24 protein-coding genes are annotated in these 23,930 nt (G+C 37.2%); 19 read left to right on the plus strand and 5 right to left on the minus strand.

Features of this window, described 5'->3' with window-relative positions:
• Positions 1-7 precede the first annotated feature (7 nt).
• The 8 genes from QF044_RS07055 to QF044_RS07090 all read left to right on the plus strand — a co-directional run bounded on the left by QF044_RS07055 (position 8) and on the right by QF044_RS07090 (position 6,336).
• Complete coding sequence (locus QF044_RS07055) at positions 8-676, plus strand: ABC transporter ATP-binding protein (protein WP_307265420.1); 669 nt, start codon at positions 8-10, stop codon at positions 674-676.
• A gap of 15 nt (positions 677-691) precedes the next feature.
• The gene (locus tag QF044_RS07060) at positions 692-1,270 is read left to right on the plus strand and encodes a murein L,D-transpeptidase catalytic domain-containing protein (RefSeq protein ID WP_307265423.1); all 579 of its coding nucleotides are present in this window, start codon (positions 692-694) and stop codon (positions 1,268-1,270) included.
• Between the two features lie 37 nt (positions 1,271-1,307).
• Positions 1,308-1,985 carry a DNA repair protein RadC gene (gene radC, locus QF044_RS07065; RefSeq protein WP_307265425.1) on the plus strand — a complete coding sequence of 226 codons (678 nt, stop codon included), beginning with the start codon at positions 1,308-1,310 and terminating at the stop codon, positions 1,983-1,985.
• Positions 1,982-2,893, plus strand: coding sequence for a hypothetical protein (locus QF044_RS07070; protein ID WP_307265429.1), 912 nt, complete (start codon positions 1,982-1,984; stop codon positions 2,891-2,893). Before radC ends, QF044_RS07070 begins: the two co-directional genes overlap by 4 nt.
• Positions 2,894-3,050: 157 nt before the next feature.
• On the plus strand, positions 3,051-3,917 hold the full coding sequence (locus QF044_RS07075) for a phytanoyl-CoA dioxygenase family protein (RefSeq protein ID WP_307265431.1): 867 nt from the start codon (positions 3,051-3,053) through the stop codon (positions 3,915-3,917).
• A gap of 86 nt (positions 3,918-4,003) precedes the next feature.
• Complete coding sequence (locus tag QF044_RS07080) at positions 4,004-5,170, plus strand: hypothetical protein (RefSeq protein WP_307265433.1); 1,167 nt, start codon at positions 4,004-4,006, stop codon at positions 5,168-5,170.
• A 24-nt stretch (positions 5,171-5,194) separates the two neighbouring features.
• Positions 5,195-5,707, plus strand: coding sequence for a hypothetical protein (locus tag QF044_RS07085; protein ID WP_307265436.1), 513 nt, complete (start codon positions 5,195-5,197; stop codon positions 5,705-5,707).
• Positions 5,708-5,724: 17 nt separating this feature from the next.
• A complete protein-coding gene (locus QF044_RS07090; RefSeq protein ID WP_034727727.1) occupies positions 5,725-6,336 on the plus strand; it encodes an inorganic pyrophosphatase in 612 nt (203 codons plus the stop codon).
• Positions 6,337-6,436: 100 nt separating this feature from the next.
• Here the strand turns inward: QF044_RS07090 and QF044_RS07095 are convergent, their stop codons facing one another.
• On the minus strand, positions 6,437-6,655 hold the full coding sequence (locus QF044_RS07095) for a hypothetical protein (RefSeq protein WP_307265441.1): 219 nt from the start codon (positions 6,653-6,655) through the stop codon (positions 6,437-6,439).
• A 133-nt stretch (positions 6,656-6,788) separates the two neighbouring features.
• Here QF044_RS07095 and QF044_RS07100 point away from each other — a divergent pair, with 133 nt between their 5' ends.
• Positions 6,789-9,524, plus strand: coding sequence for a sodium-translocating pyrophosphatase (locus QF044_RS07100; protein WP_307265444.1), 2,736 nt, complete (start codon positions 6,789-6,791; stop codon positions 9,522-9,524).
• 255 nt (positions 9,525-9,779) lie between these two features.
• Here QF044_RS07100 and QF044_RS07105 read toward each other — a convergent pair whose 3' ends face one another.
• The gene (locus QF044_RS07105; RefSeq protein ID WP_307265446.1) at positions 9,780-10,919 is read right to left on the minus strand and encodes an aminotransferase class I/II-fold pyridoxal phosphate-dependent enzyme; all 1,140 of its coding nucleotides are present in this window, start codon (positions 10,917-10,919) and stop codon (positions 9,780-9,782) included.
• Positions 10,920-11,209: 290 nt separating this feature from the next.
• On the opposite strand from QF044_RS07105, the gene QF044_RS07110 reads away from it, so the two are divergent.
• From QF044_RS07110 to QF044_RS07130, 5 genes are all read left to right on the plus strand, one after another.
• On the plus strand, positions 11,210-12,253 hold the full coding sequence (locus tag QF044_RS07110) for a M28 family metallopeptidase (RefSeq protein ID WP_307265448.1): 1,044 nt from the start codon (positions 11,210-11,212) through the stop codon (positions 12,251-12,253).
• Between the two features lie 124 nt (positions 12,254-12,377).
• Complete coding sequence (locus tag QF044_RS07115; protein WP_307265450.1) at positions 12,378-12,824, plus strand: GNAT family N-acetyltransferase; 447 nt, start codon at positions 12,378-12,380, stop codon at positions 12,822-12,824.
• Complete coding sequence (locus tag QF044_RS07120) at positions 12,821-13,183, plus strand: glyoxalase (RefSeq protein ID WP_307265453.1); 363 nt, start codon at positions 12,821-12,823, stop codon at positions 13,181-13,183. Before QF044_RS07115 ends, QF044_RS07120 begins: the two co-directional genes overlap by 4 nt.
• On the plus strand, positions 13,140-13,697 hold the full coding sequence (locus QF044_RS07125) for an endonuclease V (RefSeq protein WP_373462603.1): 558 nt from the start codon (positions 13,140-13,142) through the stop codon (positions 13,695-13,697). Before QF044_RS07120 ends, QF044_RS07125 begins: the two co-directional genes overlap by 44 nt.
• A 388-nt stretch (positions 13,698-14,085) precedes the next feature.
• Positions 14,086-15,384, plus strand: coding sequence for a T9SS type A sorting domain-containing protein (locus QF044_RS07130; protein WP_307265460.1), 1,299 nt, complete (start codon positions 14,086-14,088; stop codon positions 15,382-15,384).
• A 115-nt stretch (positions 15,385-15,499) separates the two neighbouring features.
• On the opposite strand, the gene QF044_RS07135 is transcribed toward QF044_RS07130, so the two are convergent.
• Both QF044_RS07135 and QF044_RS07140 read right to left on the minus strand, forming a co-directional pair.
• Entirely contained in the window at positions 15,500-17,977 is a 2,478-nt protein-coding gene (locus QF044_RS07135; RefSeq protein ID WP_307265463.1) for a DEAD/DEAH box helicase, read from the minus strand.
• Positions 17,937-18,845: a hypothetical protein gene (locus tag QF044_RS07140; RefSeq protein WP_307265464.1), complete on the minus strand. Its 909-nt coding sequence runs from the start codon at positions 18,843-18,845 to the stop codon at positions 17,937-17,939. The genes QF044_RS07135 and QF044_RS07140 overlap by 41 nt, the downstream gene beginning before the upstream one ends.
• A gap of 258 nt (positions 18,846-19,103) precedes the next feature.
• Here QF044_RS07140 and QF044_RS07145 point away from each other — a divergent pair, with 258 nt between their 5' ends.
• The 3 genes from QF044_RS07145 (at position 19,104) to QF044_RS07155 (ending at position 22,171) form a co-directional block, all read left to right on the plus strand.
• Positions 19,104-20,162, plus strand: a complete 1,059-nt coding sequence (locus tag QF044_RS07145; RefSeq protein ID WP_307265467.1) for a 3-oxoacyl-ACP synthase III family protein — start codon at positions 19,104-19,106, stop codon at positions 20,160-20,162.
• Between the two features lie 217 nt (positions 20,163-20,379).
• Positions 20,380-21,177, plus strand: coding sequence for an SDR family oxidoreductase (locus QF044_RS07150; protein WP_307265469.1), 798 nt, complete (start codon positions 20,380-20,382; stop codon positions 21,175-21,177).
• Between the two features lie 79 nt (positions 21,178-21,256).
• A complete protein-coding gene (locus tag QF044_RS07155) occupies positions 21,257-22,171 on the plus strand; it encodes an AraC family transcriptional regulator (RefSeq protein WP_307265471.1) in 915 nt (304 codons plus the stop codon).
• 43 nt (positions 22,172-22,214) lie between these two features.
• Here the strand turns inward: QF044_RS07155 and QF044_RS07160 are convergent, their stop codons facing one another.
• Positions 22,215-22,562: a helix-turn-helix domain-containing protein gene (locus tag QF044_RS07160; protein WP_307265473.1), complete on the minus strand. Its 348-nt coding sequence runs from the start codon at positions 22,560-22,562 to the stop codon at positions 22,215-22,217.
• A gap of 86 nt (positions 22,563-22,648) precedes the next feature.
• Between QF044_RS07160 and QF044_RS07165 the strand changes: the two genes are divergently transcribed.
• Both QF044_RS07165 and QF044_RS07170 read left to right on the plus strand, forming a co-directional pair.
• Positions 22,649-23,473 carry an SDR family NAD(P)-dependent oxidoreductase gene (locus QF044_RS07165; protein WP_307265475.1) on the plus strand — a complete coding sequence of 275 codons (825 nt, stop codon included), beginning with the start codon at positions 22,649-22,651 and terminating at the stop codon, positions 23,471-23,473.
• 19 nt (positions 23,474-23,492) lie between these two features.
• The gene (locus QF044_RS07170) at positions 23,493-23,882 is read left to right on the plus strand and encodes a DoxX family protein (protein WP_307265478.1); all 390 of its coding nucleotides are present in this window, start codon (positions 23,493-23,495) and stop codon (positions 23,880-23,882) included.
• Positions 23,883-23,930: the final 48 nt, after the last annotated feature.

A 23,930-nucleotide genomic window follows, 5' to 3' on the forward strand; every position in this document is an offset into this window, starting at 1 on the left:
TTGAAACATGATTAAAGCAAGTAATATCCATAAGTCTTATGGGAATTTAGAAGTACTGAAAGGTGTTGACATTCATATCAAAACGGGTGAAGTTGTTTCTATCGTAGGGGAATCCGGAGCTGGAAAATCTACTTTGCTTCAGATCTTAGGAACCCTGGATCATCCTAGCAATTCTAGTAAGTACAATACGGAAATCAGTATTGCAGGGGAATCTTTTATCAATATGAATGATAAACAGCTTTCCAAATTCAGAAACCAGAATATCGGTTTTGTATTTCAGTTCCATCAGCTTCTTCCGGAATTTACTGCTTTAGAAAATGTTTTGCTTCCGACAAAAATAGGCGGAGCCAATGAGAAAGAGGCTTTGGATAAGGCTTATGCTTTGTTTGAAGATCTGAAAATAGAGCAGAGGCTTCACCACAAGCCCAATCAGCTATCGGGAGGAGAAGCACAAAGGGTTGCCGTTGCAAGAGCTTTGATCAATTCTCCGAAAATTATCTTTGCTGATGAGCCTACCGGAAACTTAGATTCCAAGAATGCGGATGATCTTCACCGTTTATTTTTTGATCTTAGGGACAAATACAACCAGACTTTTGTCATTGTAACCCACAACCCGAACCTTGCCGAAATCACAGACCGGAAACTGGTCATGAAAGACGGTATGATTATCGAGTAAATCTGCAAATCTCTAATGAGAAAATTCATTTTCCTGTTCCTTTTTATTATTTCCTGCTCTAAAGTTGAGTCTCAGGAAAGTAATGCTTCCGGAATTCTGCCGGCAGAAAGGGTATTGGAGATAAAAAACTTTCTGAAAGGGAAAAATTATAACAAGGATATTGCTGTTTTTATTAATTTTAAAACCTATTCCGGTAAATACCGTTACTTTATCTACGACCTGAAAAGTAATAAAATATTGCAAAAAGCTTTGGTTTCTCATGGGTCAGGCTCTGTGATAAAAAATTCCAATGCACTTAAATTCAGCAATACAGAAGGCTCCTACCAGTCTTCGTTGGGAAAATATGAGATACTGAACAGCTATAACGGAAAATTCGGAAAAGCTTACCGTCTGAATGGCCTTGATGCTACCAATAGCAATGCCATGGAACGGGCAATCGTACTGCATTCCCTTGGATGTGTTCCGGATAAGGAATCTTTAAATCCGGCCTGTTTAAGCTTGGGGTGTCCCATGCTTTCCACCAATGCATTGATCCAAAGTGCCAAATACCTTGATACATCAAAAAGGCCGGTAATTTTGTATGCGTTTTATTAATTTCGTACCTTACGTTTTTTAAAAACACAGATCAAAAATGACCATAAAATTCCTTGCCGAAGACGACAGACCCAGAGAGAAGTTTTTGCTGAAAGGTAAGAATTCACTTTCTGATTCCGAACTACTGGCCATTATCATGGGAAGTGGAAGCAGAAACGAGAGTGCTCTGGAGCTGGCAAGAAAAATTCTGGCATCTGTAAACAATAGCTGGCACCAGCTAAGCCTTCTTTCCAGTAAAGACCTGACGAAGTTTAAAGGAATTGGAGAAGTGAAAGCTGTTTCCATTATTGCTGCTTTGGAAATCGGGAAGAGGAGGGCCATTCAGGAAATTCCGGATAAGGCAGTCATTTCCAACAGCGGTGATGCTTACTCTATTCTTAAAAATAAGCTGTCAGACTTAAGGACTGAAGAGTTCTGGGCTGTATTTCTAAACCAAAGCAATAAAGTGATTCATATTTCACAGCTTACCCATGGAGGAATAAGCCAGTCGATTGTGGATGTGAGGATTTTATTTAAAACAGCCTTGGATCATTTTTCAACCGGGATTATTATTGCTCACAACCATCCGTCCGGAAGTCTAAAACCCAGTAAGGAAGATATCAGTATTACCAAGAAAATAAAGGAGGCCGGAGACACATTGAGCATTCAGCTTTTGGACCATATTATTATTACACAGGATAAATATCTTAGTTTCTCAGATGAAGGATTGTTATGATTAGAAGACTGAAATATAAAGAGATCGATTTTGAAAAATATGCAGCCTGCTTAGAAAACTCGGAACAGAGAAAATATTCGGCATCAAAGACTTTCTTAGATGTCACAACAAATAAGCAGTGGGATATTTTGGTTTATCAGGATTATGAAGCTGTAATGCCAGTGCCTTTTATCCTTAAAAAAGGGGTTAAAATTGTGCATAATCCACTGATATGCCAGCAGCTTGGCATTTTTTCAGCCCAGGATGATCAAAAAATCAATGAAAAATTTCTGCATTTTCTACAGAAAAACTATCTGATCAGAGCTTATCATTTTAATGAGACCAATACTTTAGATTCAAAATTAAAGACGAAAAAGAATTTTCTTTTATATCCTGGTGTCTATGATCAGGTTTTTGCGAAGTATTCACCGAAAAGAAAAAGGAAATTAAGACTGGATGATGAAGTGAAAGAAAATTCGGAGATCAAAGAAATAAGCTTTCATGAGGCAGAAGAATTTATAAGAAATAATGTGGTAGGACTTGAAAAAGATAATGATGCTAATGTTTTGATGCAGACACTTGAGACATTTTATTCACTTCAATATCTGAAGTTTTTAGCTTTTTATTATCACAACGAGATCACCAATATGATTGCAATTTATTCAGATTATGATACTATTGCTTTATTAGGAACTTTTAATGATAAAAAATACATTAAAATGGCTGGTGCATCTACACTTATTGATTATGTGATTAAGGAGAATATAGAAAGTTGTATTTTTGATTTCGAAGGAGGTAATCTTCCAAGTATTGAAGAGTTTTTCAGAGGGTTCAGACCAGAATTAAAGCATTATGCAGTCATAGAAAACTCAAAAAAGAAGTTGATTAAAGATTTTGCTAAATTTCTGATGAGAGGGAAACTTTCCTAAGATTAATATCATATAATTTTCGTTATTTAGAATGGTTTTAATTAGATATTATTCCGTACATTTATAAAGATATTTTACTAATAATCCAGCTATGCTAAAGCAGATCCGCCATTATAAACTGCCTTATATTATTTATAATTTTTTTAATAGGAAAAAATTGCACCACAATATTCCTTTGTACAAAAAATATGGTCTCAATAAAAATTACTTTTCCAGTATTTCAAGTGCTGATTTTGCCCATCTTCCGGCTACTGAGAGACAAATAGGAGAAAACAAGCTTAAGGAAACTGCGTTTTTCAAAGAATTATCTGCAGAGAATAAAGAAAATGCCCTGCAGTATGATGATAACGGGTATATGATCTTGAGAAATTTCATTACAACAGATGCGGCAGACCAGATCAACAGTGAAATTGAAAAGCTGATGGAAAATGGGACGCTTAAATTTATTTATGGTGGAAAATTAATGTTTGCCATTCATCATTCCGAGATCATTAAAAGAATTGGAAGTGATAAAAGTTTGCTGGATTTTCTGTCTGTACTTTTAGACGGTAAAGCCAAGCTTTTCCAGAGTATTAATTTTATTAATGGTAGCCAGCAGAAAACACACTCGGACAGTATTCATATGACAACCTATCCTTTGGGCGGACTTTTGGGAGTATGGATCGCTTTGGAAGACGTGGACGAAACCAATGGCGCACTGCATTATATCCCCAAAAGTCACAAACTTCCTTATTTCCTGAATTCTGATTACGATAACGAAGGTGATGCCTTAAGGATCGGTAAAAAAAGCTACCGGGCTTATGAAGAATTTCTGGAGAACAAAGTCAAAGAATTAGGTTTGAAAAAAGAAATTTTTAAAGCAAAAAAAGGAGATATGTTAATATGGCATGCCAACATTCTTCATGGTGGTGAGCCACATACCGATAAGAACAAAACCCGAAAAAGCCTTGTATATCATTTTTTTGACGAAAATAGTGTGTGTTATCACGAGGTGACGCAGAGGCCAGCTCTTTTCGAGTTATAATTGCTGAAGTTTCTGTAAAAAAGAACAAAACCGTTTACTGAAAGAATAGTTTCTTTACTTTTGCATTCTTAACTAAACAAATGCAAATGAAGAGAATTAATGTTATTCTTGTTTTCATATTTTCAATCTACCTATGCCTGATGTCATATTATCTTTATACACATCAGTATTACAATGTAGATATAGAAGCTTATGTAGGACTTGTTTACAAAACCGAATATCCCAATATGAAAATGGAAGATATTCATAAAAAGGTATATACAGAATTAGAAATCCTCAATCCAAAAATTTCTGCAATTTCCCAGAATGATGAAGAAGTTGCCATAGGAGAGAATACGTATTACAATACCCTTTCAAAAAATCCTAAGGCTTACGAAGAAGAACTGCAGCTTTTTTCAGTAAAACCTTTCTATAATTTTGTAAATCTGATGTTCTTTAAATTGGGTTTTAAAGTAACAACCGCAATATCTCTAACTTCCATACTTTCTTATGTTCTCATTTTAGTTTTAATATTCACTTATCTGACCAGGATTTTGAAGAATTATCCTTTGGCATTTATTATAACGTTGATCATCTCTTTATTCAAACCGCTTTTGGAGGCCAGCAGACATGCCTCTGCGGATAGCTTATCCTGTTTAATGTTGTTGTTAAGTTTCTATACTTTTGTTATCAGGAAAAACTACCTGGCAGCAACAGTTTTTGCCATGCTCTGTATTTTGACCAGACCGGAATATTTTATTTTGTTCTCATTCCTGTACATTCTGGTTTATTTCTATAAAAATGCTATTCGGATCAGTACTTCAAGGCTGTTTTTATCTTATGGCTATTTATTTCTCTCCTTTTTTCTCATTCAGTATTTCAACCAGATCTCATGGTCTACTTTATTTATGAATCAATTCACCAAGGTTCAGATCTATCCTATATCACACCCGGATGCATTCTATTTTCCGGATTATCTGAATTTTCTCAAGAAAAACGTCATGCTTGATTTTAACGGTTCCTATTTCCCTTTACTGTTATTGTTCATTGTTATTATTCTTGCGAATCAATTTTCCCTGCAAAGTAAGAAGAGTTGGGCGCAATGCATGTTTTTCGGTGCTGTATATGCATCTGTTTTTCTAAGATACCTGGTTTTTCCTAGTCTGGCGAACAGGATGATGATCGGTTTTTATCTCATCATTATCCTTGCTCTGATCTATATTCAGAATTCAAAGACCGATATATTCAAAAAGACTTTAGAAGCCGGAAAATAATTAGTAATTTTGCGGTCTAAAATTATGGCTAGTTTTTCAGGATATCTACCGTATGCTTTTGCATTGATTATCGCAATTCCTTTTCTGGTTTTGCTGAGACAATTTGTACACTCGTACATTACCCTTAAAAATCAGGAGATCAAGCTTCTTTCTGTAAAATCAAATTCGGAAAACAAAGCCCATTCCTACGAAAGGATGACTCTTTTTTTAGAAAGGATAAAACCGTCAAATATTATTCAGAAATTTGATAAGGATCTGGCAGTACATGAGTTCATCTTCCTTACTGAAAAGACCATTAATGAAGAGTTTGACTATAATTCTTCACAGCAGCTGTATATTACAAAAAGTTCATGGAAGAATATTGTAGATTCTAAAAATGCTTTAATAGATTTGCTTCACAAAACCTATGATGGGTTGAGTGGAAATGCAGATCTTGAAGAATTCAAAACTATTTTCATCATGAATTATATGGAAGGCAATGATTATATTGCTGCCACTATAGAAGACCTTAGAAGAGAAATTTTAATTATAACTTAAAAAATAACAGATAAATAATGATTCCAAATTTTAAAGCACATCCATGGCATGGGGTTTCTGCAGGAGAAGATGCGCCAAATGTTGTTAACGTATTCGTGGAAATCGTTCCTTCAGATACTATTAAATATGAAGTAGATAAAGAAACAGGATTTTTAAAGGTAGACAGACCTCAGAAATTTTCTAATATTATTCCCGCTTTATACGGTTTTGTTCCAAGAACATACTGCCACAACGAAGTAATGAAACTGGCTGTAGAAGCTGGAGCTGATGATGTAACGGAGGGTGATCATGATCCGCTTGATATCTGTGTATTAAGCTCTCACAATATCCATTCAGGTGGATTGCTAATGGAAGCTATTCCAATCGGTGGTTTCAAAATGATCGATGGAGGTGAAGCTGATGATAAAATCGTTGCAGTAATGATCGGTGACCATGCTTTTGGACACTTCAGAGATATTGCTGAGCTTCCGGAAGCTGAAGTGAAAAGACTGATGCACTACTTTCTAACCTATAAAAACTTACCTGATGAGCCTGCAAAATGCAGAATCCATGAGGTATACGGAGCTGAGCACGCTAAAAAAGTGATCAAAGCTTCTCAAAAAGATTACGCAGAAAAATTCGGAGGATAAGCAAACGCTTTCTCCCTAATATAATAAAGGCAGATGATTTTTCATCTGCTTTTTTATTTGGTTTAAAGTTTATATTAACATGGGAATCCTATAAAATACTTTACTTTCTTTTGTAGACTGAAACTCCCTTTCCATTAAGTTTTCCCATCTTTTTTTCTCTTCCGTAGTGCCTGCCTTTCGGATCTTTTATAGAGTCAGATATTCCCATAGTTAAAATAGTTCCTCCAAAATAAACGATATCGACCTTTTCTTGAGACGCTCTGTTCTTACAGCTAACCATAAGAAATGCTTGAAAGATTAAGTAAATTAATGCTTTCATAGTCATATGACGTTTTGCGGTGTTCTATAAATTTATGGAAAAATATATTATAAGGCAAGGCTTAATAAAACCATGGAAATTTTGTTATATTTATAAAACTAATTACTATTTATTAATATAAAAATAATAAACTATGGATTTGTTCTATTTAATTCCGGCTTTTGGCGTTGTTGCTTTGTTGTATACTTTTATACAAAGTAACTGGGTAAGTAAACAAAATGCCGGAAATGAAAAAATGAAAGTAATCAGCGGACATATCGCTGATGGTGCTATGGCCTTTTTAAAGGCGGAGTACAAGATTTTAACCTATTTTGTAGTAGTGGTATCTATACTGCTTGCGGTAATGGGATCCAGCAATTCCAATTCTCACTGGAGTATTGGAATTGCGTTTGCTGTCGGAGCCGTATTTTCTGCTTCGGCCGGCTTTATCGGAATGAAGATCGCTACCAAAGCGAACGTAAGAACTGCAGAAGCCGCAAGAACTTCACTTTCCAAAGCATTGAAGGTTTCTTTTACAGGAGGCTCTGTTATGGGAATGGGTGTGGCGGGACTGGCAGTTCTGGGTCTAGGATCCCTTTTTCTGATCATTAAACAGATCTTTGCTCCTGAGGCTACAGTAGACTCTCATGAAATGGAAAAAACTATTGAAATTCTTACCGGATTTTCTTTGGGAGCAGAATCTATCGCTCTTTTTGCAAGAGTGGGTGGCGGTATCTATACAAAAGCCGCAGACGTTGGAGCCGATTTGGTAGGAAAAGTAGAGGCTGGAATTCCGGAAGACGATCCAAGAAATCCCGCTACGATTGCTGATAACGTAGGTGATAATGTAGGAGATGTTGCAGGAATGGGAGCCGATTTATTTGGTTCGTATGTGGCAACGGTACTGGCAACCATGGTTTTGGGAAGAGAAACAATTTCTGATGATTCTTTCGGAGGATTTGCACCTATTCTTCTTCCTATGCTTATCGCCGGAACCGGGATCATTTTCTCTATGATAGGAACTTTATTTGTAAGGATCAATGATAACGAAGGATCATCTACTTCCAGCGTTCAGAACGCCCTGAATCTAGGGAATTGGGGAAGTATTGTGATTACAGCCATATCTTCTTACTTTTTGGTCAATTATCTGCTTCCCGAAAAAATGACTCTTCGAGACCATGAATTTACTAAGATGGGTGTTTTCGGAGCTATTATGGTAGGTCTTGTTGTGGGTACTTTAATGAGTATCATCACAGAATATTATACTGCAATGGGCAAAAGACCAGTGTCCAGTATTGTAAGACAGTCTTCTACAGGTCACGCCACCAATATTATCGGAGGCCTTGCGGTGGGAATGGAATCTACACTGCTGCCTATTCTTGTGCTGGCAGGAGGTATTTACGGATCTTATTTATGTGCCGGGCTTTATGGAGTCGCTATTGCAGCAGCCGGAATGATGGCAACCACTGCCATGCAGCTCGCTATTGATGCTTTCGGACCGATTGCAGATAATGCCGGAGGTATTGCAGAGATGAGTGAGCTTCCAAAAGAGGTACGTGAGAAAACAGATATTCTAGACGCCGTAGGAAACACCACAGCAGCCAGTGGAAAAGGATTTGCCATTGCTTCTGCAGCATTGACTGCACTTGCTTTGTTTGCAGCCTTTGTAGGAATTGCAGGTATTGACGGGATCGATATATACAGAGCAGATGTATTGGCAGGATTATTTGTAGGAGGAATGATACCGTTCATATTTTCTTCACTTGCCATTACGGCAGTAGGGCAAGCTGCGATGGCTATGGTAGAGGAGGTAAGAAGGCAGTTCCGTGAAATTCCGGGTATTCTGGAAGGAAAAGCACAGCCTGAATATGAAAAGTGTGTAGCGATATCCACAGATGCCTCCATCAGAAAAATGATGCTTCCGGGAGCTATTACCATTATTTCCCCCATTTTAGTAGGCTTTATTTTCGGACCTGAAGTTTTGGGTGGATTTTTAGCAGGAGCTACCGTTTGCGGTGTTCTGATGGGAATGTTTCAGAATAATGCAGGAGGTGCCTGGGATAATGCTAAAAAGTCATTTGAAAAAGGGGTGGATATCAATGGTCAGACTTATTATAAAGGCTCAGAACCCCATAAAGCTTCCGTAACAGGAGATACGGTGGGTGATCCTTTTAAAGATACTTCAGGGCCATCAATGAATATCCTGATCAAGCTGATGTCTATTGTTTCATTAGTTATTGCTCCGACATTGGCCGTGATACATAAAGATAAAATTGAAGCCAACAGAAAGGCTAAACTGGAAAGTCTGACAAAAGCCTATAATTCCAGTTCATCTACAACACAGATAGGTATTCAGACTGTTCCTGTTTTTCCAAAAGAGATCAAAGGACATCTTAACGAAAACGGAGATTTTGTTTATGAAACCGGAAATATTCAGGAAATTAAACTGAAAGGTGGAAAAACCATCACATTAGGAGAAGGAAGCAGTCTATTTCAGCTATACAGTGCTATAAAACAAAAAGATAAGAGTCTAACTGATCCAAATAACTGGTATACCATAGAAAATTTATATTTTGAGACGGGATCGAGCGATCTTAAAGCAGGCTCAGAATTACAGTTGAATAACCTTGCTGAAATTTTAAATGATTACCCTGAATTGAAAATAAAATTAGGAGGATATACAGATAATACAGGTAATGAAGAAGGCAATCAGAAACTATCCAATCTTAGAGCACAGACGGCAAAACTAAAGCTTCTGGAATTAGGAATTTCTTCAGAAAGGGTAGAAGCAGAAGGCTATGGCTCCCAGCACCCGGTGTGTGAAGCGAATGATACTGATGAATGTAAAGCAAAAAACAGGAGAATTGATGTAAGAGTTCTCACGCTATAACATTTATAACTTATTACATAATACCAAAGCACCGCCGCAGGCGGTGCTTTGGTATAAAAAATTATCAATATACTTTAAAAGATTTCTCCGTGAATCTGTGGTGAAAAAAGAGATGTTAAAACAGAAAAATCTGCTCAATCTGCAAAATCCGCGAGAGAAAAAATATACAATAAGCTTATTTTCCCACAGATTACACGAATGCACACAGATGTTTAAGCATAAAAATTGGAAAATAGAAAAATTAGATATTGTGTATCAAAGATTTTTCCGAAGGTGCTCCAGAGCCTGGATAATCACCTCATCTTTTTTAGCAAAACTAAAGCGTACATAATCAGAATTTTGCCTTGAATTGTAGAACGCAGAAAGCGGAAGACAAGCCGTTTTCTTTTCAACGGTCAGCCATTTTGAGAATTCTACATCAGTCATAGTTGTAGAAATATTCCTGAAATTAACAATTTGAAAAACACTTCCCTCAGCTTTCCTTACTGCTTCCAAAGGGGTGAATGCGATCAATTCATTAAATAAATCTCTTTTATGCTGCATAACCTGCCGGCTTTCCGAAGCATCAAATACCTCAAGATACTTGGCAAGGGCATATTGGGCGGGAGCATTGACACTGTAGGAGATATACTGCTGGTGGCATCTGAATTTCGCGGTTAATTCCTCAGAAGCAAGCAGATAACTTACTTTCCAACCGGAGGTATGAAACATTTTTCCAAAAGAAAAAATACAGAAAGTTCTGCTTTTCAGGTCTGCATGTAAAAAAGAACTATAGTGTTCAATGCCGTCGTAACAGTAAGTATCATAAATTTCTTCCGAAATAAGGTATATTTCCTGATGTTTTATCAATTCATACAACTGGTTCCAGTCGCTTTGTTGCCAGATTGTTCCCGTTGGATTTTGGGGTGAATTCACAATAACAGCTTTTGTTTTTTCAGAAATACAGTTTTGAAACTTTTCCCAGTTTATCGTAAAATCATGGTCAAGATCATAATAAACAGGAATGCCTCCATTTAAAACAACAGAAGGGCCATAAGTATAATAGGAAGGCTGAATGATAATAACTTCATCTCCTTGATTTAAAATAGATTTAAGGGCTGTATGTAAAGCAAAGGTTGCGCATGGAATGACCGTTACTTCATTTACTTTCAGTTGGATGCTGTTTTTCCGTTCATTATTAAAAGCAATGATGCTTTTTATCAGCATAGGATTTCCTGCAAGAGGTTCATAATGATGGCTATCATGGTCTGCAGCCTCCTTTAAAAATAATCGTAGCCTGGCATCAATATCAAAATCGGGAAGCCCCAAAGAAAGATCAAAGCTCTTATGTTTTGCGGCAAGTTCAGACATTTCCGTAAAAAACGAATAATGAGTGAACCCGTAAATTTTTTTCATCTATTTTGCATTTAATCAAATATAATAAAAATTGATATTCGTTAAATATATCTGATAAAATATATTGCCTTGTTTAGTAAATATGTATTGAAATAGTGTTTTTACTTCATAGAGTATTAAAAATTTATATTTCAACTGAATACAAATGAAAAAAGCACCTTTTATTTTCTTTTGGTTTCTGCACCTTTGCTGAGTACACAAACTTCTCCCGGCGACTTAGAAATGGCCAGCTGTCACTATTACGTCTTGTATTCAATAAAATTTGTTATTTTTAAGCAAATTATTATCATATGAAAAAAATACTTATCCCGTTGTTGGGTCTGACTGTAATGGTCAGCTGTGGAACGGCGAAAACTTCTGAAGGCGCTTCAGCACAGTCTACATCTGTAGTCAAAGGTGACAAAGCGTTTCTATCTGCATATAAGACGATTAAAGCTGACGAATTAAAGAAAAACTTATATGTAATCGCTTCCGATGAAATGGAAGGTAGAGATACCGGAAGTCCCGGTCAGAAAAAAGCGGGAGAGTATATGATTAATTATTATAAAAGCCTGGGAATTACTCCGCCGAAAGTATTGGGATCTTATTATCAGAAAGTTCCTGCCGATTTTATGAAAAAAAGAGGCGGTGGAAATCTTCCTGATTCTGAAAATATTCTTGCGTTCATCGAAGGAAGTGAAAAGCCGGATGAAATAGTGGTGATTTCTGCTCATTACGACCATGTGGGAACCAGAAACGGAGTAGTTTATAATGGTGCTGATGATGATGGTAGTGGTACGGTAGCAGTAATGCAGATTGCAAAAGCTTTTCAGGAAGCTAAAAAGGCAGGAAACGGACCTAAGAGATCGATTCTGTTTCTTCATGTAACAGGAGAAGAACATGGCCTGTTCGGATCTGAATATTATACCAGTAATCCAGTATTTCCACTTGCCAATACGGTAGTAGATCTGAATATTGATATGATAGGCCGCGATGATCCTCAAAACAGAGGAAAACAGTACGTTTATGTGATAGGCTCTGAGATGCTCAGCTCCCAGCTTAAAGTAATCAATGAAGAAGCCAATAGGAAAACCAATAATTTGGAATTAAACTATAAATATGATGATCCCGCTGATCCGGAACAGCTGTATTACCGTTCAGATCATTATAATTTTGCCAAAAATAATGTTCCTGTAGCCTTTTTCTTTGATGGTATTCATGAAGATTATCACAAATCGACCGATGATCCTGAAAAAATTGATTATCCATTGTTGGAGAAGAGAGCTCAGCTTGTTTTTGCTACTGCTTGGGAAATTGCGAACAGAGCAGACAGAATTGTGGTTGACAAGAAATAAAACATTATTATAATTAAAAGAATAGCTTACAATACATTCAATAGAAACGGGCTTTAGCCCGTTTTTTTTAGAAAACAACAGCAATAAGGCTTTAGCCAAATAAAATATAAAACAATTCTATACAATGAATATCATTATCCGTGAAGCCAAGCCTCAGGACATTCCCCAAATCCAGATCGTAAGAAATTCGGTAAAGGAAAATCAACTTTCCGATCCTGCGCTTGTTACCGATGCAGATTGTGAAGAATTTCTCTTCGTAAGAGGTAAAGGTTGGGTTTGCGAAATTGATTCTGAGATTAGAGGCTTTTCTATTGCTGATTTGAAGGAAAATAATATCTGGGCACTTTTTGTTCACCCTGATTTTGAAAACCTGGGTATTGGAAGAAAACTTCATGACATTATGCTGGATTGGTATTTTGAACAGACACAACAAGAGGTCTGGCTGGGAACTGCGCCTGGGACAAGAGCTGCAACATTTTACAGGAAATCAGGCTGGCAGGAAAATGGAACCCATGGAAAAGAAATTAGGTTTGAAATGACTTATGCTCACTGGAAAAACAGAAAATTATGATACAAAATGTAAAATCCATCAGGCCGTTTATAGGGGCTGAAAACTTTGATATAAGCAGGAATTTTTACAAAGATCTGGGCTTTGAGGAAATAGTTCTTGATCCAAAATTTTCTTTATTTAAAAGGCAGGAAACAGGTTTTTATCTTCAGGATTATTATGCTAAAGACTGGATAGAAAATACCATGATCTTTATGGAAGTAGAAAATACAGACGAATTCTGGAAAGAACTTTTGACGTTGAATTTAACTGAAAAATACCACAGTGTAAAACTTACCCCTGTAAGAATAATGGAGTGGGGTAAAGAATGTTTTGTTCATGACCCATCCGGAATCCTGTGGCATTTCGGTGAATTTTTTTAATAATAAACAGAGAATGATTTACGCTTTTGATACTTATTATTACGAGGATCATGCCAACACGGTATGTATTGCATTTGAAGACTGGAATTCTGAGAAAGAATACGGTATTTTCAGTGAAAAGACAGAAATTACTTCCGCTTATGAGAGCGGTGCCTTTTATAAGAGAGAACTTCCATGCATTTTGAGTTTACTTGAAAAAATTGAATTAAAACAAGGAGACCTTATCATTGTTGACGGTTATGTTACCTTAGATGACAATGGTAAAATCGGGCTGGGAGGCTACTTATATGAAGCTTTGAATCAGAAATATCCGGTCATTGGGATTGCAAAGAATGGGTTTGCTTCACCGGATTCTCAAAGAAGATATATTTTGCGTGGAGAAAGTAAAACACCGTTATTTCTTACGGCAGAAGGGGTCAATCTTGATGAAATCCTTCCGAAAGTAGTACAAATGCACGGTTCCTATAGAATACCAACATTACTTAAAAAGCTGGATCAGATGTCAAGAGCATAAAGTAATAATAGGTATGGGGAATATTCATTTATACATTTTAACGGGTTCATTTTTATTTCTTGTTGCATATTCTCTGCTTCAATATGATTTCTTTTTTTATTTCACACCTCTTGTTTTTATTGCGCTGGCCGTCAATTTTTATTTCATACTTAAATTCAAAAATAAAGTTCTGTATAGTTTACTCAACTGTTTACTTCTTATTACTCTTGTCTATTTTGCTGTTATTACAGTAGTTATGAGAGATGATTGGGATTATATTTAGGGGTATAAGTAGTTTATCTTTCCTGATTTCTGAATTATTCTGCAAAAGGTGACAAATGTCATTCGTTTCTTATTTTTATTGATTCTAAATAAATATAAATTTGTCTCAAGAAAATAAAGCAATTAAATGAAGAAACTATCTACTCTTTCTGCTGTAGTATTCTATATGATGATGAATGCACAATACTGTTCTCCGGCATTTCAATATGGAGCAGACAGCAATATGATCACCAATGTAATTTTTGGAAATATCAATAATGCTTCATCTCCTCAGTCCGGAAGTGCACAGGTTTATGAGGATTTTACCTCAATCATCACTGACCTTCAGGCCGGGAACAATTATCAGATCTCTGTAAAAGGTCCTTCCAGTACTTTTCCAAGTGATGTAGTTGTCTTTATAGATTTTAATAAAAACGGTAATTTTGATGATGCAGGAGAAAGCTTTTATATCGGAAGACTGGGAGCCGCCAATCCTTTCAATGCATTAACGATAAACGGGACTATTGCAATTCCTGCCAATGCAGTATCAGGAATGACCAGAATGAGAGTGCTTAAAAACACCAATACAGCTGCTTATTCTGATCCTAATGCAGCAAACTCAATCAATAATGCCTGTGATAACGGCTTAAGAGCAGGACAGACCGAAGATTATACAGTAAATATCATAGGAAATAATGCTGTTTTCCCATCACTTTATTGCGGAGCTGAAAGCGTGACAACTCTGAGTGTCAATGAAATTACCAAAGTTGAATTTGCAGGAGTTTCGAAAGACAGCAACATAGATGGTAATTCGGATGTAATAGAGAACTTTACAGCTACTGTTTTTAATGTGAACAGAGAGAATTCTTATACGATAACGGTAACAGGAGGAACACAGGGGCAAAGTACTGTGTCTGCTTATGCTTATATCGATTTTAATCATAATAATGTATTTGATGCAGACGAAGCATTTAACTTAGGCTTTTTGGATAACTCTGACCCTGTTTCCGGACATCAGTCTGGAATAACCTCCGGAACAATAGCTATTCCTGCCACTGCGATGCTTGGAGAAACCCGTTTAAGAATCGTTAAGGCTTACGAATCAAATTCCTGGATGGGAGTATTGGAAAACCTGGCCTGCCCTTCAGGATGGTTCATTGGACAGGTTGAAGATTATACCTTAAATGTTCAGGCGTCAAATCTGGCTACTTCAGAAGTAACAAAAAAATCTTCAGCAAGAATATATCCAAATCCTACATCAGGATCTATAACAGTGAAAACAGAAAAAGGACTTGAGAAATACGAAATTTTCAGTTTATCAGGTCAAAAACTTTCCGAAGGAAATTCCAGCATTATTAATGTGGAAAGCCTTACACCGGGAATATACCTCATCAGAATTTACACAAGAGATAAAAAGGTCATCACAGAAAAGATCATTATAAAATAAGAACACTTTATCTAATCATATCCATATCAATTTTTGTTTTTTTTAACCGGCAGGATAATTTCTGCCGGTTTTCTTTTTTTTAATTGCTGATATGCAGATTAATTCTAGAAGAATTTTATAAAGGTTTGGATTCTAATATTTCCAGCAGATCGTGCTTTGAAAGTTTCTGAATGCCGCTTCCATCCGTCTGAAGCAGGTTTTGCGCCAGCTCATTCTTCCTTTTCTGAAGACTTAAAATCTTTTCTTCCACAGTATTCGAGCAGATCAGGCGGACAGCAATTACGTTTTTGGTTTGCCCGATACGGTAGCTTCGGTCAATAGCCTGATTTTCCGCTGCAGGATTCCACCACGGATCTACCAGATAAATATAATCTGCCTGTGTAAGATTGAGTCCCACACCTCCAGCTTTTAAACTGATCAGAAATACCCGGACTTCTTCATTCTCCTGGAAATTATTAACAGCTTTAGCCCTGTTTTTCGTCTGTCCTGTAAGATATTCAAACGAAATGTTTTTATGTTCAAGCTCTGCTTTAATTAAATCCAGCATCTCTACAAACTGTGAGAATACTAATATTTTGTGATCTTTAGATTTGCTCTGGATCTGTTCCGTCAATATTTCTATTTTCACGGCATGATCGCCGGAATACCCTTCTTTTAAAAGTACCGGAGAGTTACAGATCTGCCGGAGCCTGGTAAGCCCTGTCAGAACATGCATACTGTTTTTATTCAGATCATCGTCATCATTGGCAGCGATAAATTCACGCAGTTCCTTTTCATAAGCATCGTAGATCTTACGCTGCTCAACATCCATTTCGCAATAGATCACCATTTCCGTTTTTTCCGGAAGCTCCTTAGCCACCTGTTTCTTTGTTCTGCGGAGAATAAAGGGTTTTATCTTCTGCTGAAGTTCCTGAGCCCTCTTTCCATATTCAAACTTATCAATAGGAATGGCGTAAATGTCTTTAAAATACTGCTTGCTTCCCAAAAGTCCAGGACAGGCAAAAGATAGCTGACTGTAAAGATCAAAAGTATTGTTTTCAATAGGAGTTCCTGTAAGAACGATCCTGTTTCTGGACTGCAGCAGACGTGCTGCTTTATACCTTTCCGAATTAGGATTTTTAATCGTCTGGGATTCATCAAGGAAAACATAATTGAAACGGAAATTCTTCAGGAAACGGATATCCGAAAGCAGCATTCCATAGCTGGTAAGCACCACTTCATAGTCAGATAAATGCTCCCATGCTTTCAGCCTGTCTGCTCCGTAATGCGTCATCACTTTTATGGAAGGAGCGAACTTGCTGATTTCTTCCTGCCAGTTGAAAAGCAGAGAAGTAGGAACTACCACAAGATTCGTGGTATGCCCCAGCTTTTCACGCTGAGACAGGACAAATGCAATGATCTGCAGCGTTTTTCCAAGTCCCATATCATCGGCAAGACAGCCACCAAAATTAAAGCCGTCCAGAAAGTTCAGCCAGTTTAGTCCGTCATGCTGATAATCTCTTAAAACAGCATTTAATCCTTCAGGGATATTGATTTGGGGAACATCTTTCACAGAAGAAAACTGAACCGAGTAAGAAGAAAGCTCCTCCTGAGCTTCCGAGCTTAAAATATCTTTCTCAAAAAGTGCCGATACTTCAGTAAAATTAATCTTAGGAATTTTAAGATCTTCCGCATCAATTTCACCGATTCTGAAAAATTCTGTCATTCTGCTGATCCATTCTTCAGGAAGAAGCCCAAGGGTACCATCATCCAGTTGAACAAACTTGCTTCTGTTCCGTATAGCCCGGTGAAGTTGTTTTAAGGCTGCGTCTTTCTGTCCGAAGCTTACCTTTAATTTAGCATTGAACCAATCAAGCCCACTGGTAATCTGAATATTGATTTTTGCTTTGTGCGAATTGATTTTATTGTTTTTTAGCTCACTAAAGCCCAATATGATAATTCCTTCATTCCTCCATATTTCAAAAGCATAGAGAAACCAGTTTTCGTCCAGGAATTTATCTTTATGCAGGTAAAAATAATCATACCCGTCCATTTGTCCTTCAAAGTCCGGATGCTGCTTCATGATAAGAGATGTAAAACGGGCTTCTTCAGCATCACTTCTGTCGATTTTAAATGCATTTCCGTTCTGATCCGTATCAAAAAGCTGTTTCCTGGAATAGACGGCAACTTCTACCTGACCGTATTTCATAACCGGGGTTAATGCAATATAATTTCCCTGCTGCCTTAAATAAATGATCCGTTCGTTCCGATATTCTTTCTCCTCAAGCTGTACAGGAGTTGCAGGCTGTATGTAACTGTAATTGATGTGGATGCGTTCTTCCAGTGAAGAAAGAATATTCTGCATAAATGCTTCATACTTTGAGGCATGAACAAGCAGAATTTCATTATTGCTTTTAAAAAATTTAATGACCCTTAACATGTCGGGATCATCTACAAAACTGAAAGTATTCCGGCTGTACACAAAATATTCATTCCTTATCACCGTATTTTTAAAAGGAACAGAAATATCATTAAATTCCAGCTCACCTGTAATTTCATAAAAAGGATCTTTTTTAAATACAGCCAGCCGGATTTCTGCCTGCAAAATTTTCAAGATTTACAGGAACAAGGGATTTTGAAGAAACCGTCTCTGAAAGATCCCTGTCATGATAGTAGGTTTCAAAACCCATGGGATTCTGAACGATCAGTTTAAGAGCTTCCAGTTCTGAAGAATTATAATCTTCGTTATAGTTGTTCTGAAAAGCATTAACAGCCGTGTAGAATTTTATATGCATCGGTTCTTCAGCCTTCCAGATCAGCTGCATGGCGTCAACGGAATTGACTGGGTTTTTAATCTTTCCTGCTTGGGTAGTCTCAGCCTCCATCAGTGAAAAGTTCAGATGGCTATAGTACCGGTGTCTTCCAATGACCAGTATCTTTTTCTTTCCGTTTTCCTGAAGTGCTAGTTCATTGATCACAGAAGAACGCTGGGGCAGAAGATATTGTTTAAAAGTATCTTCGTCTATAGGAAGCATCTCTTTAATCTTTGGCCGGGCATCTGTTTTACCTTCTGCATATTCCAGTTCAAAATAAGTGTCCAGATCAGCTTCATTTTCAAGACCGTAGATTTTAGCTTTAGCAATGAAGAGTTTTTTTCGTAGGAAAGGATCAAAAAAGATCCGGAAATTTTTTTCTTCCAGAATACCGCAGATAATTTCTGCCTGATGTTCACAAAGTTTTTCCTTGGAACTGCTGCAGGTACAGGTGCTGGCTAGCGAATGGCCAATCTGGCTTACGGAAACGGATGGAAAGTCCTGTAGCGACAAGTTTTTGGTAAATAGGCCGTTATTATTCTCAATGGCAATAGGATAAATATCATGAAATTCTCTGATCTCCAGGAAAGCACTGCCTGAAGTATGTTTCAGAAGATCATATACAGAAAGCGCACTGATGCTGGTATTTTCAAGAATATAGGCTGCCATAAGCATGCGAATTTACAAAAAAGGATGAAATGTATAGGGTTGAAAAAAATAAATCGACAAGTAACAGTAAATTAAAAAATAACAGATAAACTGCATTCAGCGGGCTTCTGCAGGGGCATGGTATGCTTTGAATACCAATATAAATATTCAATTCTATTTTATCATACGAATAATAGATATTTTATCGTTATTATTGTACAATATTTTGAATTCACGAAAAAACTGAAATGAGTTTAAAGAGATTATAATTTTTTTTTAATGACAAGCAAGATTATAGGCGTCGGTAATTATATACCGTCGGAAACAATTACAAATTTATTTTTTGACAAGCATCATTTTATTAATAAAAACGGAGAGTCATTAAAGGAACCGAATGATATCATTGCCAGAAAGCTGAAAGAAATTACCGGCATCGAAGAAAGAAGATACGCATCTGAAGATCAGGTGACTTCCGATTTGGGTCTGATTGCAGCACAGAGAGCGATAGAAAACTCAAAAATAGATCCCGAAACGCTGGATTACATCATATTTGCCCATAATTTTGGGGATGTGCGCTTTGGTACTATTCAGTCTGATGCTGTCCCAAGCTTAGCTTCCAGAGTGAAGCATCTTTTAAAGATCAAAAATAACTTTTGTGTAGCGTACGATGTTCTGTTTGGTTGTCCAGGCTGGATAGAAGGAATGATACAGGCTAATGCATTCATTAAATCGGGTATTGCCAAAAGATGCCTGGTGATTGGTGCGGAAACCCTTTCAAGAGTGGTGGACATTCACGACAGAGATAGTATGATCTATGCAGACGGAGCTGGAGCAGCCATTTTGGAACTGAGTGAAGATGACCGTGGAATACAGTCTCACCTGTCAGCATCTTATACATTAAATGAAAAGGATTATCTGTTTTTCGGTAAATCCTACAATAATGAAAGCTGTCCGGATACCAAATACATCAAAATGGAAGGCCGAAAGATCTATGAATTTGCCCTTGTGAATGTGGCTGATGCTATGAAGAAATGCCTTGAGGCCAGCGGATATTCTATAGACCAGCTGGATAAAATTATTATACATCAGGCTAATGAAAAGATGGATGAAGCTATTGTGAAACGTTTTTACCAGCTTTATGATCTGCCAATGCCGGAAAATATTATGCCGATGGTCATCTGTAAACTGGGAAACAGCAGTGTAGCTACTATTCCAACTCTTCTTACGATGATTTTAGACGGAGAACTTCCTACCCATGAAATAAAGGAAGGAGATGTCGTTTTATTTGCTTCTGTGGGAGCTGGGATGAACATCAATTCATTTGTCTATAAATTTTAATTAAAAATACAGAAAGGGAATATCAAACTTATAGATCCCTTCCTTTACTGATAAAAGGCTCAGATTTTTACAATCTGAGCCTTATTTTTGCATCTGCTTCATTAAATTTGTTATTTCTTCTGTACAGATTCATTTTGGATACATGTTTACCCGTTTTGGCAACTCCGCCTTTTATGCTATACCTGACCTTTGTCCTGTAATTTAAATACAGAAAAAAATGAAAACAATTTTTATAACAGGCGCTTCAACAGGATTGGGAAAAGCGACTGCACGATTATTCCAAAGCAGAGGTTGGAACGTTATTGCAACAATGAGAAACCCTAAAGCAGATACAGAGCTTGCCGGCTTAGACAATGTAACGGTACTTCCGCTGGATGTAACTAACCTTGAGCAAATCAGGTCGACCGTTAAACATGCACTTGATCTTGGACCTGTAGATATAGTTTTCAATAATGCAGGATACGGTCTAATCGGTCCTTTGGAAGCGTTGACAGATGAGCAGATCTTAAAGCAGCTGGATACGAATTTATTGGGAGTGATCCGTGTAACACAGGCATTTATTCCCTACTTCAGAGAGAAAAATAAAGGAATGTTTATTTCCACTACCTCAATCGGAGGGCTTATTGCATTTCCATTGGGATCTACCTACCATGCTACGAAATGGGCGCTGGAAGGATGGAGTGAGAGTTTGGCCTTTGAACTGAACAAATTTGGAATTGATATCAAGACGGTTTCACCGGGAGGAATTAAGACTGATTTTGTAAGCCGCTCCTTAGATTTGGCAACAAGCCCTGCATATGAAGAAATTTCCAATTCACTTTTTTCCAGTATGGAAGGAATGATGGAAGCGGCTTCTACACCGGAACAGATTGCAGAAGTTGTTTATGAAGCAGCCACAGACGGAAAAAAACAGTTGAGATATGTAGCCGGAGAAGATGCAAAAGCATTATATGCCCAACGTCTTGAATTGGGTGATGAACTATTCAGAGAGCAGCTTGGAAAACAATTTATCTAAAATATTCTGAATATAGAGGCAGCATAAATATAACTGTTTTATGCTGTCTTTTAAACCAAAAATTTAATACATTTATGTCATGGAAAAGAAAGATAACACTCCTCTGAAGATTTCGTCCATATCGGAAATGCACAATCTCCTCCAGCTTCCCAAACCGCTTCATCCCTTGGTAAGCCTGGTAGATAATACTGAAATGAGCATTAACAAAGAAATGCTCAAAAAAAGTTTTCTCATGAATTTTTATAAGATCTCTTATAAATTTTCTGAAAATGGGAAGATGGGCTACGGGCAGGGATATTATGATTTTAATGAAGGCGGAATGATGTTTACATCACCGGGACAGATCCTTTCTACAGATGGTAATAAAGAATATTGCGGTTATACGCTTTTGGTGCACCCTGATTTTATCCGAAGCTATCCTTTGGCGAAAAGCATTAAAAAATTCGGGTTCTTTTCTTATGATACCAATGAGGCCCTGCATTTGTCTGACCAGGAAAAAGGAATAATTACCGGACTTCTGAATAATATTAAAAGTGAATTGAACACAGCCATTGATGAGGTAAGTCAGGATGTGATTGTTTCTTATCTTGAAGTTCTGCTGAATTACAGCAACCGTTTTTATAGAAGGCAGTTTCTTACAAGGAAATCGGTCAACAGTGATCTTCTTTCCAAAATGGAAATAATACTGGACGACTATTTCAATAGAGAGGAAACATTAAACAAAGGTCTTCCCACAGTAGAATTTCTAGCTTCAGAGCTTAATCTCTCACCGCATTATTTAAGTGATATGCTTAGGAACCTTACCGGACAGAATGCCCAGCAGCACATTCATGAAAAACTGATTGAAAAGGCGAAAGAATATCTTACCGCAACGAGCTTTTCAGTATCAGAAGTAGCTTATGCCTTAGGATTTGAACATCCGCAATCGTTTAATAAACTGTTCAAGAAGAAAACGGATCTTACACCTTTGAATTATAGGCAATCATTTAATTAAAAATAACCTGTTTTTACAACAGCATCATGAGAGATAGAAGCCGTTAGTTTCTGTTTTCTTTACCCCACTGCCTTAACGTTATAAATACATTTTCAAGGGTTCGTCCTTTTTCACTGATGCTATATTCAACTCTCGGAGGGGTCTCCAGATAATCATGACGGATAATGAGTCCGTCATTTTGCAATTCTTTCAGCTGCTTGATCAGCATTCTTTCCGTGATATTGGAAAGCCTGTTTTTTATTTCCGAATACCGCAAAGCTTTATTGTCAAATAAGGAAGCCAGTATGCCTAATTTCCACCTGTCACCAATAAGTGACAGGGTATAGAACATTCCACAGTTCTCTACCAGGTCTGTTTCATTCAAAAAATTAGTTGAATTTTCCTTTCTCATAATCGTTTAGATTGTACATACAATTTTGTAGGTACTTGATTGGTGTAAAGGTATAAAATAATTTTGTCTGGAATAAAAAATAAAAAATGAAACAAAAAGTATGGCTTATTACAGGAGTATCCAAAGGTTTGGGTAGAGAAATAGCTAAACAGGCAGCTGAAACAGGCGATATCGTTATCGGGACCGTGCGCCGGGAAAAAGATAAGACAGAGTTTGAAAACAGCATTAATGCCAAAGCTTTTGTCATTGATCTGACCGATACAAAGCAAATACCATCGCTTGTGAATAGCATTGCCAAACAGTATGGAACAATAGATGTGCTGGTCAACAATGCAGGTTTCGGGCTCTTCGGAATGATTGAAGAGTTTAAAGAAGATGAAATTATTGATCAGTTCAACGTGAATTTTATTTCCGTATGGAAGCTATGCAAATCTGTACTTCCATACATGAGAGAAAAAAGGCAGGGAACCATTGTACAGCTCTCTTCACGGGTAGGAATTGCGGCTGGTATAGGGAACGGAATTTATGCAGCAAGCAAGTTTGCCATTGAAGGGATGAGTGAGGCATTAAAGCTGGAGGTTGAGCCTTTCGGAATAAAAGTATTATTGGTAGAGCCGGGCGCCTTACGAACTGATTTCTTTGGGGCATCCGTTAAATATGCTGAAAATGAATTGGCCGTCTATACAGAAAGATTAAATAATGTAAGGGAAAATACAAAAAGCATCAATGGTAGGCAGCCCGGTGATCCCATGAAAGCTGCAGAAGCTATCATTTCTGCGGTAAATACTGGAAATCCGGTCTTTCGTCTGCCGTTGACATCAGGCACCATAGAAACGCTGAAAACAAAGATCACAGAGTTTCAAAGCTGTATAGAAGTATCTGAAGCTATTGCAAAAAGCATAGATTATTGATCATAAAAAGCAACACATTATGAAAATTTCTTTTAAAACAGTACTTTACTGGCTTTGCTACACAGGATACCTGTATATTATTTTTCCATCTGCTATTTCAAAGATCATCCAAAAGCCTCAAATGATGGGAAGTATGCAGTCGTTGGGGTTTAATCAATCCTGGACAATAGCGATCGGCATTGCTGAAACAATAGGAGTGCTGATTGTTTTGGCAGGATTATTTAGACCAAAGTTTAGAACGTTGGGAATCTTAGTTTTGTTCCCTTTTGCTATCGGGGCATTTACAACGCACATGGCTCACCAGGAATACCATCATTATTACAAGTCGCTGGCGATGTGTTTCCTATCCGCTATCCTTTTATTTATGGACAACAGAATAACCATCAATCTTTCTGGAAATGGGAAATAGGTGTACAGTACAAGCCAATAAATTACTACTACATTCATCCGCTGTTTT

The organism is Chryseobacterium sp. W4I1 (assembly GCF_030816115.1).
Classification (GTDB): domain Bacteria; phylum Bacteroidota; class Bacteroidia; order Flavobacteriales; family Weeksellaceae; genus Chryseobacterium.

Bases quoted from the DNA above. Each gene is read 5' to 3' on its own strand.
- QF044_RS07055 (WP_307265420.1), top strand. From the start codon at position 8: ATGATTAAAGCAAGTAATATCCATAAGTCTTATGGGAATTTAGAAGTA.
- QF044_RS07060 (WP_307265423.1), top strand. From the start codon at position 692: ATGAGAAAATTCATTTTCCTGTTCCTTTTTATTATTTCCTGCTCTAAA.
- radC (WP_307265425.1), top strand. From the start codon at position 1,308: ATGACCATAAAATTCCTTGCCGAAGACGACAGACCCAGAGAGAAGTTT.
- QF044_RS07070 (WP_307265429.1), top strand. From the start codon at position 1,982: ATGATTAGAAGACTGAAATATAAAGAGATCGATTTTGAAAAATATGCA.
- QF044_RS07080 (WP_307265433.1), top strand. From the start codon at position 4,004: ATGAAGAGAATTAATGTTATTCTTGTTTTCATATTTTCAATCTACCTA.
- QF044_RS07085 (WP_307265436.1), top strand. From the start codon at position 5,195: ATGGCTAGTTTTTCAGGATATCTACCGTATGCTTTTGCATTGATTATC.
- QF044_RS07090 (WP_034727727.1), top strand. From the start codon at position 5,725: ATGATTCCAAATTTTAAAGCACATCCATGGCATGGGGTTTCTGCAGGA.
- QF044_RS07095 (WP_307265441.1), bottom strand. From the start codon at position 6,655: ATGAAAGCATTAATTTACTTAATCTTTCAAGCATTTCTTATGGTTAGC.
- QF044_RS07100 (WP_307265444.1), top strand. From the start codon at position 6,789: ATGGATTTGTTCTATTTAATTCCGGCTTTTGGCGTTGTTGCTTTGTTG.
- QF044_RS07105 (WP_307265446.1), bottom strand. From the start codon at position 10,919: ATGAAAAAAATTTACGGGTTCACTCATTATTCGTTTTTTACGGAAATG.
- QF044_RS07110 (WP_307265448.1), top strand. From the start codon at position 11,210: ATGAAAAAAATACTTATCCCGTTGTTGGGTCTGACTGTAATGGTCAGC.
- QF044_RS07115 (WP_307265450.1), top strand. From the start codon at position 12,378: ATGAATATCATTATCCGTGAAGCCAAGCCTCAGGACATTCCCCAAATC.
- QF044_RS07120 (WP_307265453.1), top strand. From the start codon at position 12,821: ATGATACAAAATGTAAAATCCATCAGGCCGTTTATAGGGGCTGAAAAC.
- QF044_RS07125 (WP_373462603.1), top strand. From the start codon at position 13,140: ATGACCCATCCGGAATCCTGTGGCATTTCGGTGAATTTTTTTAATAAT.
- QF044_RS07130 (WP_307265460.1), top strand. From the start codon at position 14,086: ATGAAGAAACTATCTACTCTTTCTGCTGTAGTATTCTATATGATGATG.
- QF044_RS07140 (WP_307265464.1), bottom strand. From the start codon at position 18,845: ATGGCAGCCTATATTCTTGAAAATACCAGCATCAGTGCGCTTTCTGTA.
- QF044_RS07145 (WP_307265467.1), top strand. From the start codon at position 19,104: ATGACAAGCAAGATTATAGGCGTCGGTAATTATATACCGTCGGAAACA.
- QF044_RS07150 (WP_307265469.1), top strand. From the start codon at position 20,380: ATGAAAACAATTTTTATAACAGGCGCTTCAACAGGATTGGGAAAAGCG.
- QF044_RS07155 (WP_307265471.1), top strand. From the start codon at position 21,257: ATGGAAAAGAAAGATAACACTCCTCTGAAGATTTCGTCCATATCGGAA.
- QF044_RS07160 (WP_307265473.1), bottom strand. From the start codon at position 22,562: ATGAGAAAGGAAAATTCAACTAATTTTTTGAATGAAACAGACCTGGTA.
- QF044_RS07165 (WP_307265475.1), top strand. From the start codon at position 22,649: ATGAAACAAAAAGTATGGCTTATTACAGGAGTATCCAAAGGTTTGGGT.
- QF044_RS07170 (WP_307265478.1), top strand. From the start codon at position 23,493: ATGAAAATTTCTTTTAAAACAGTACTTTACTGGCTTTGCTACACAGGA.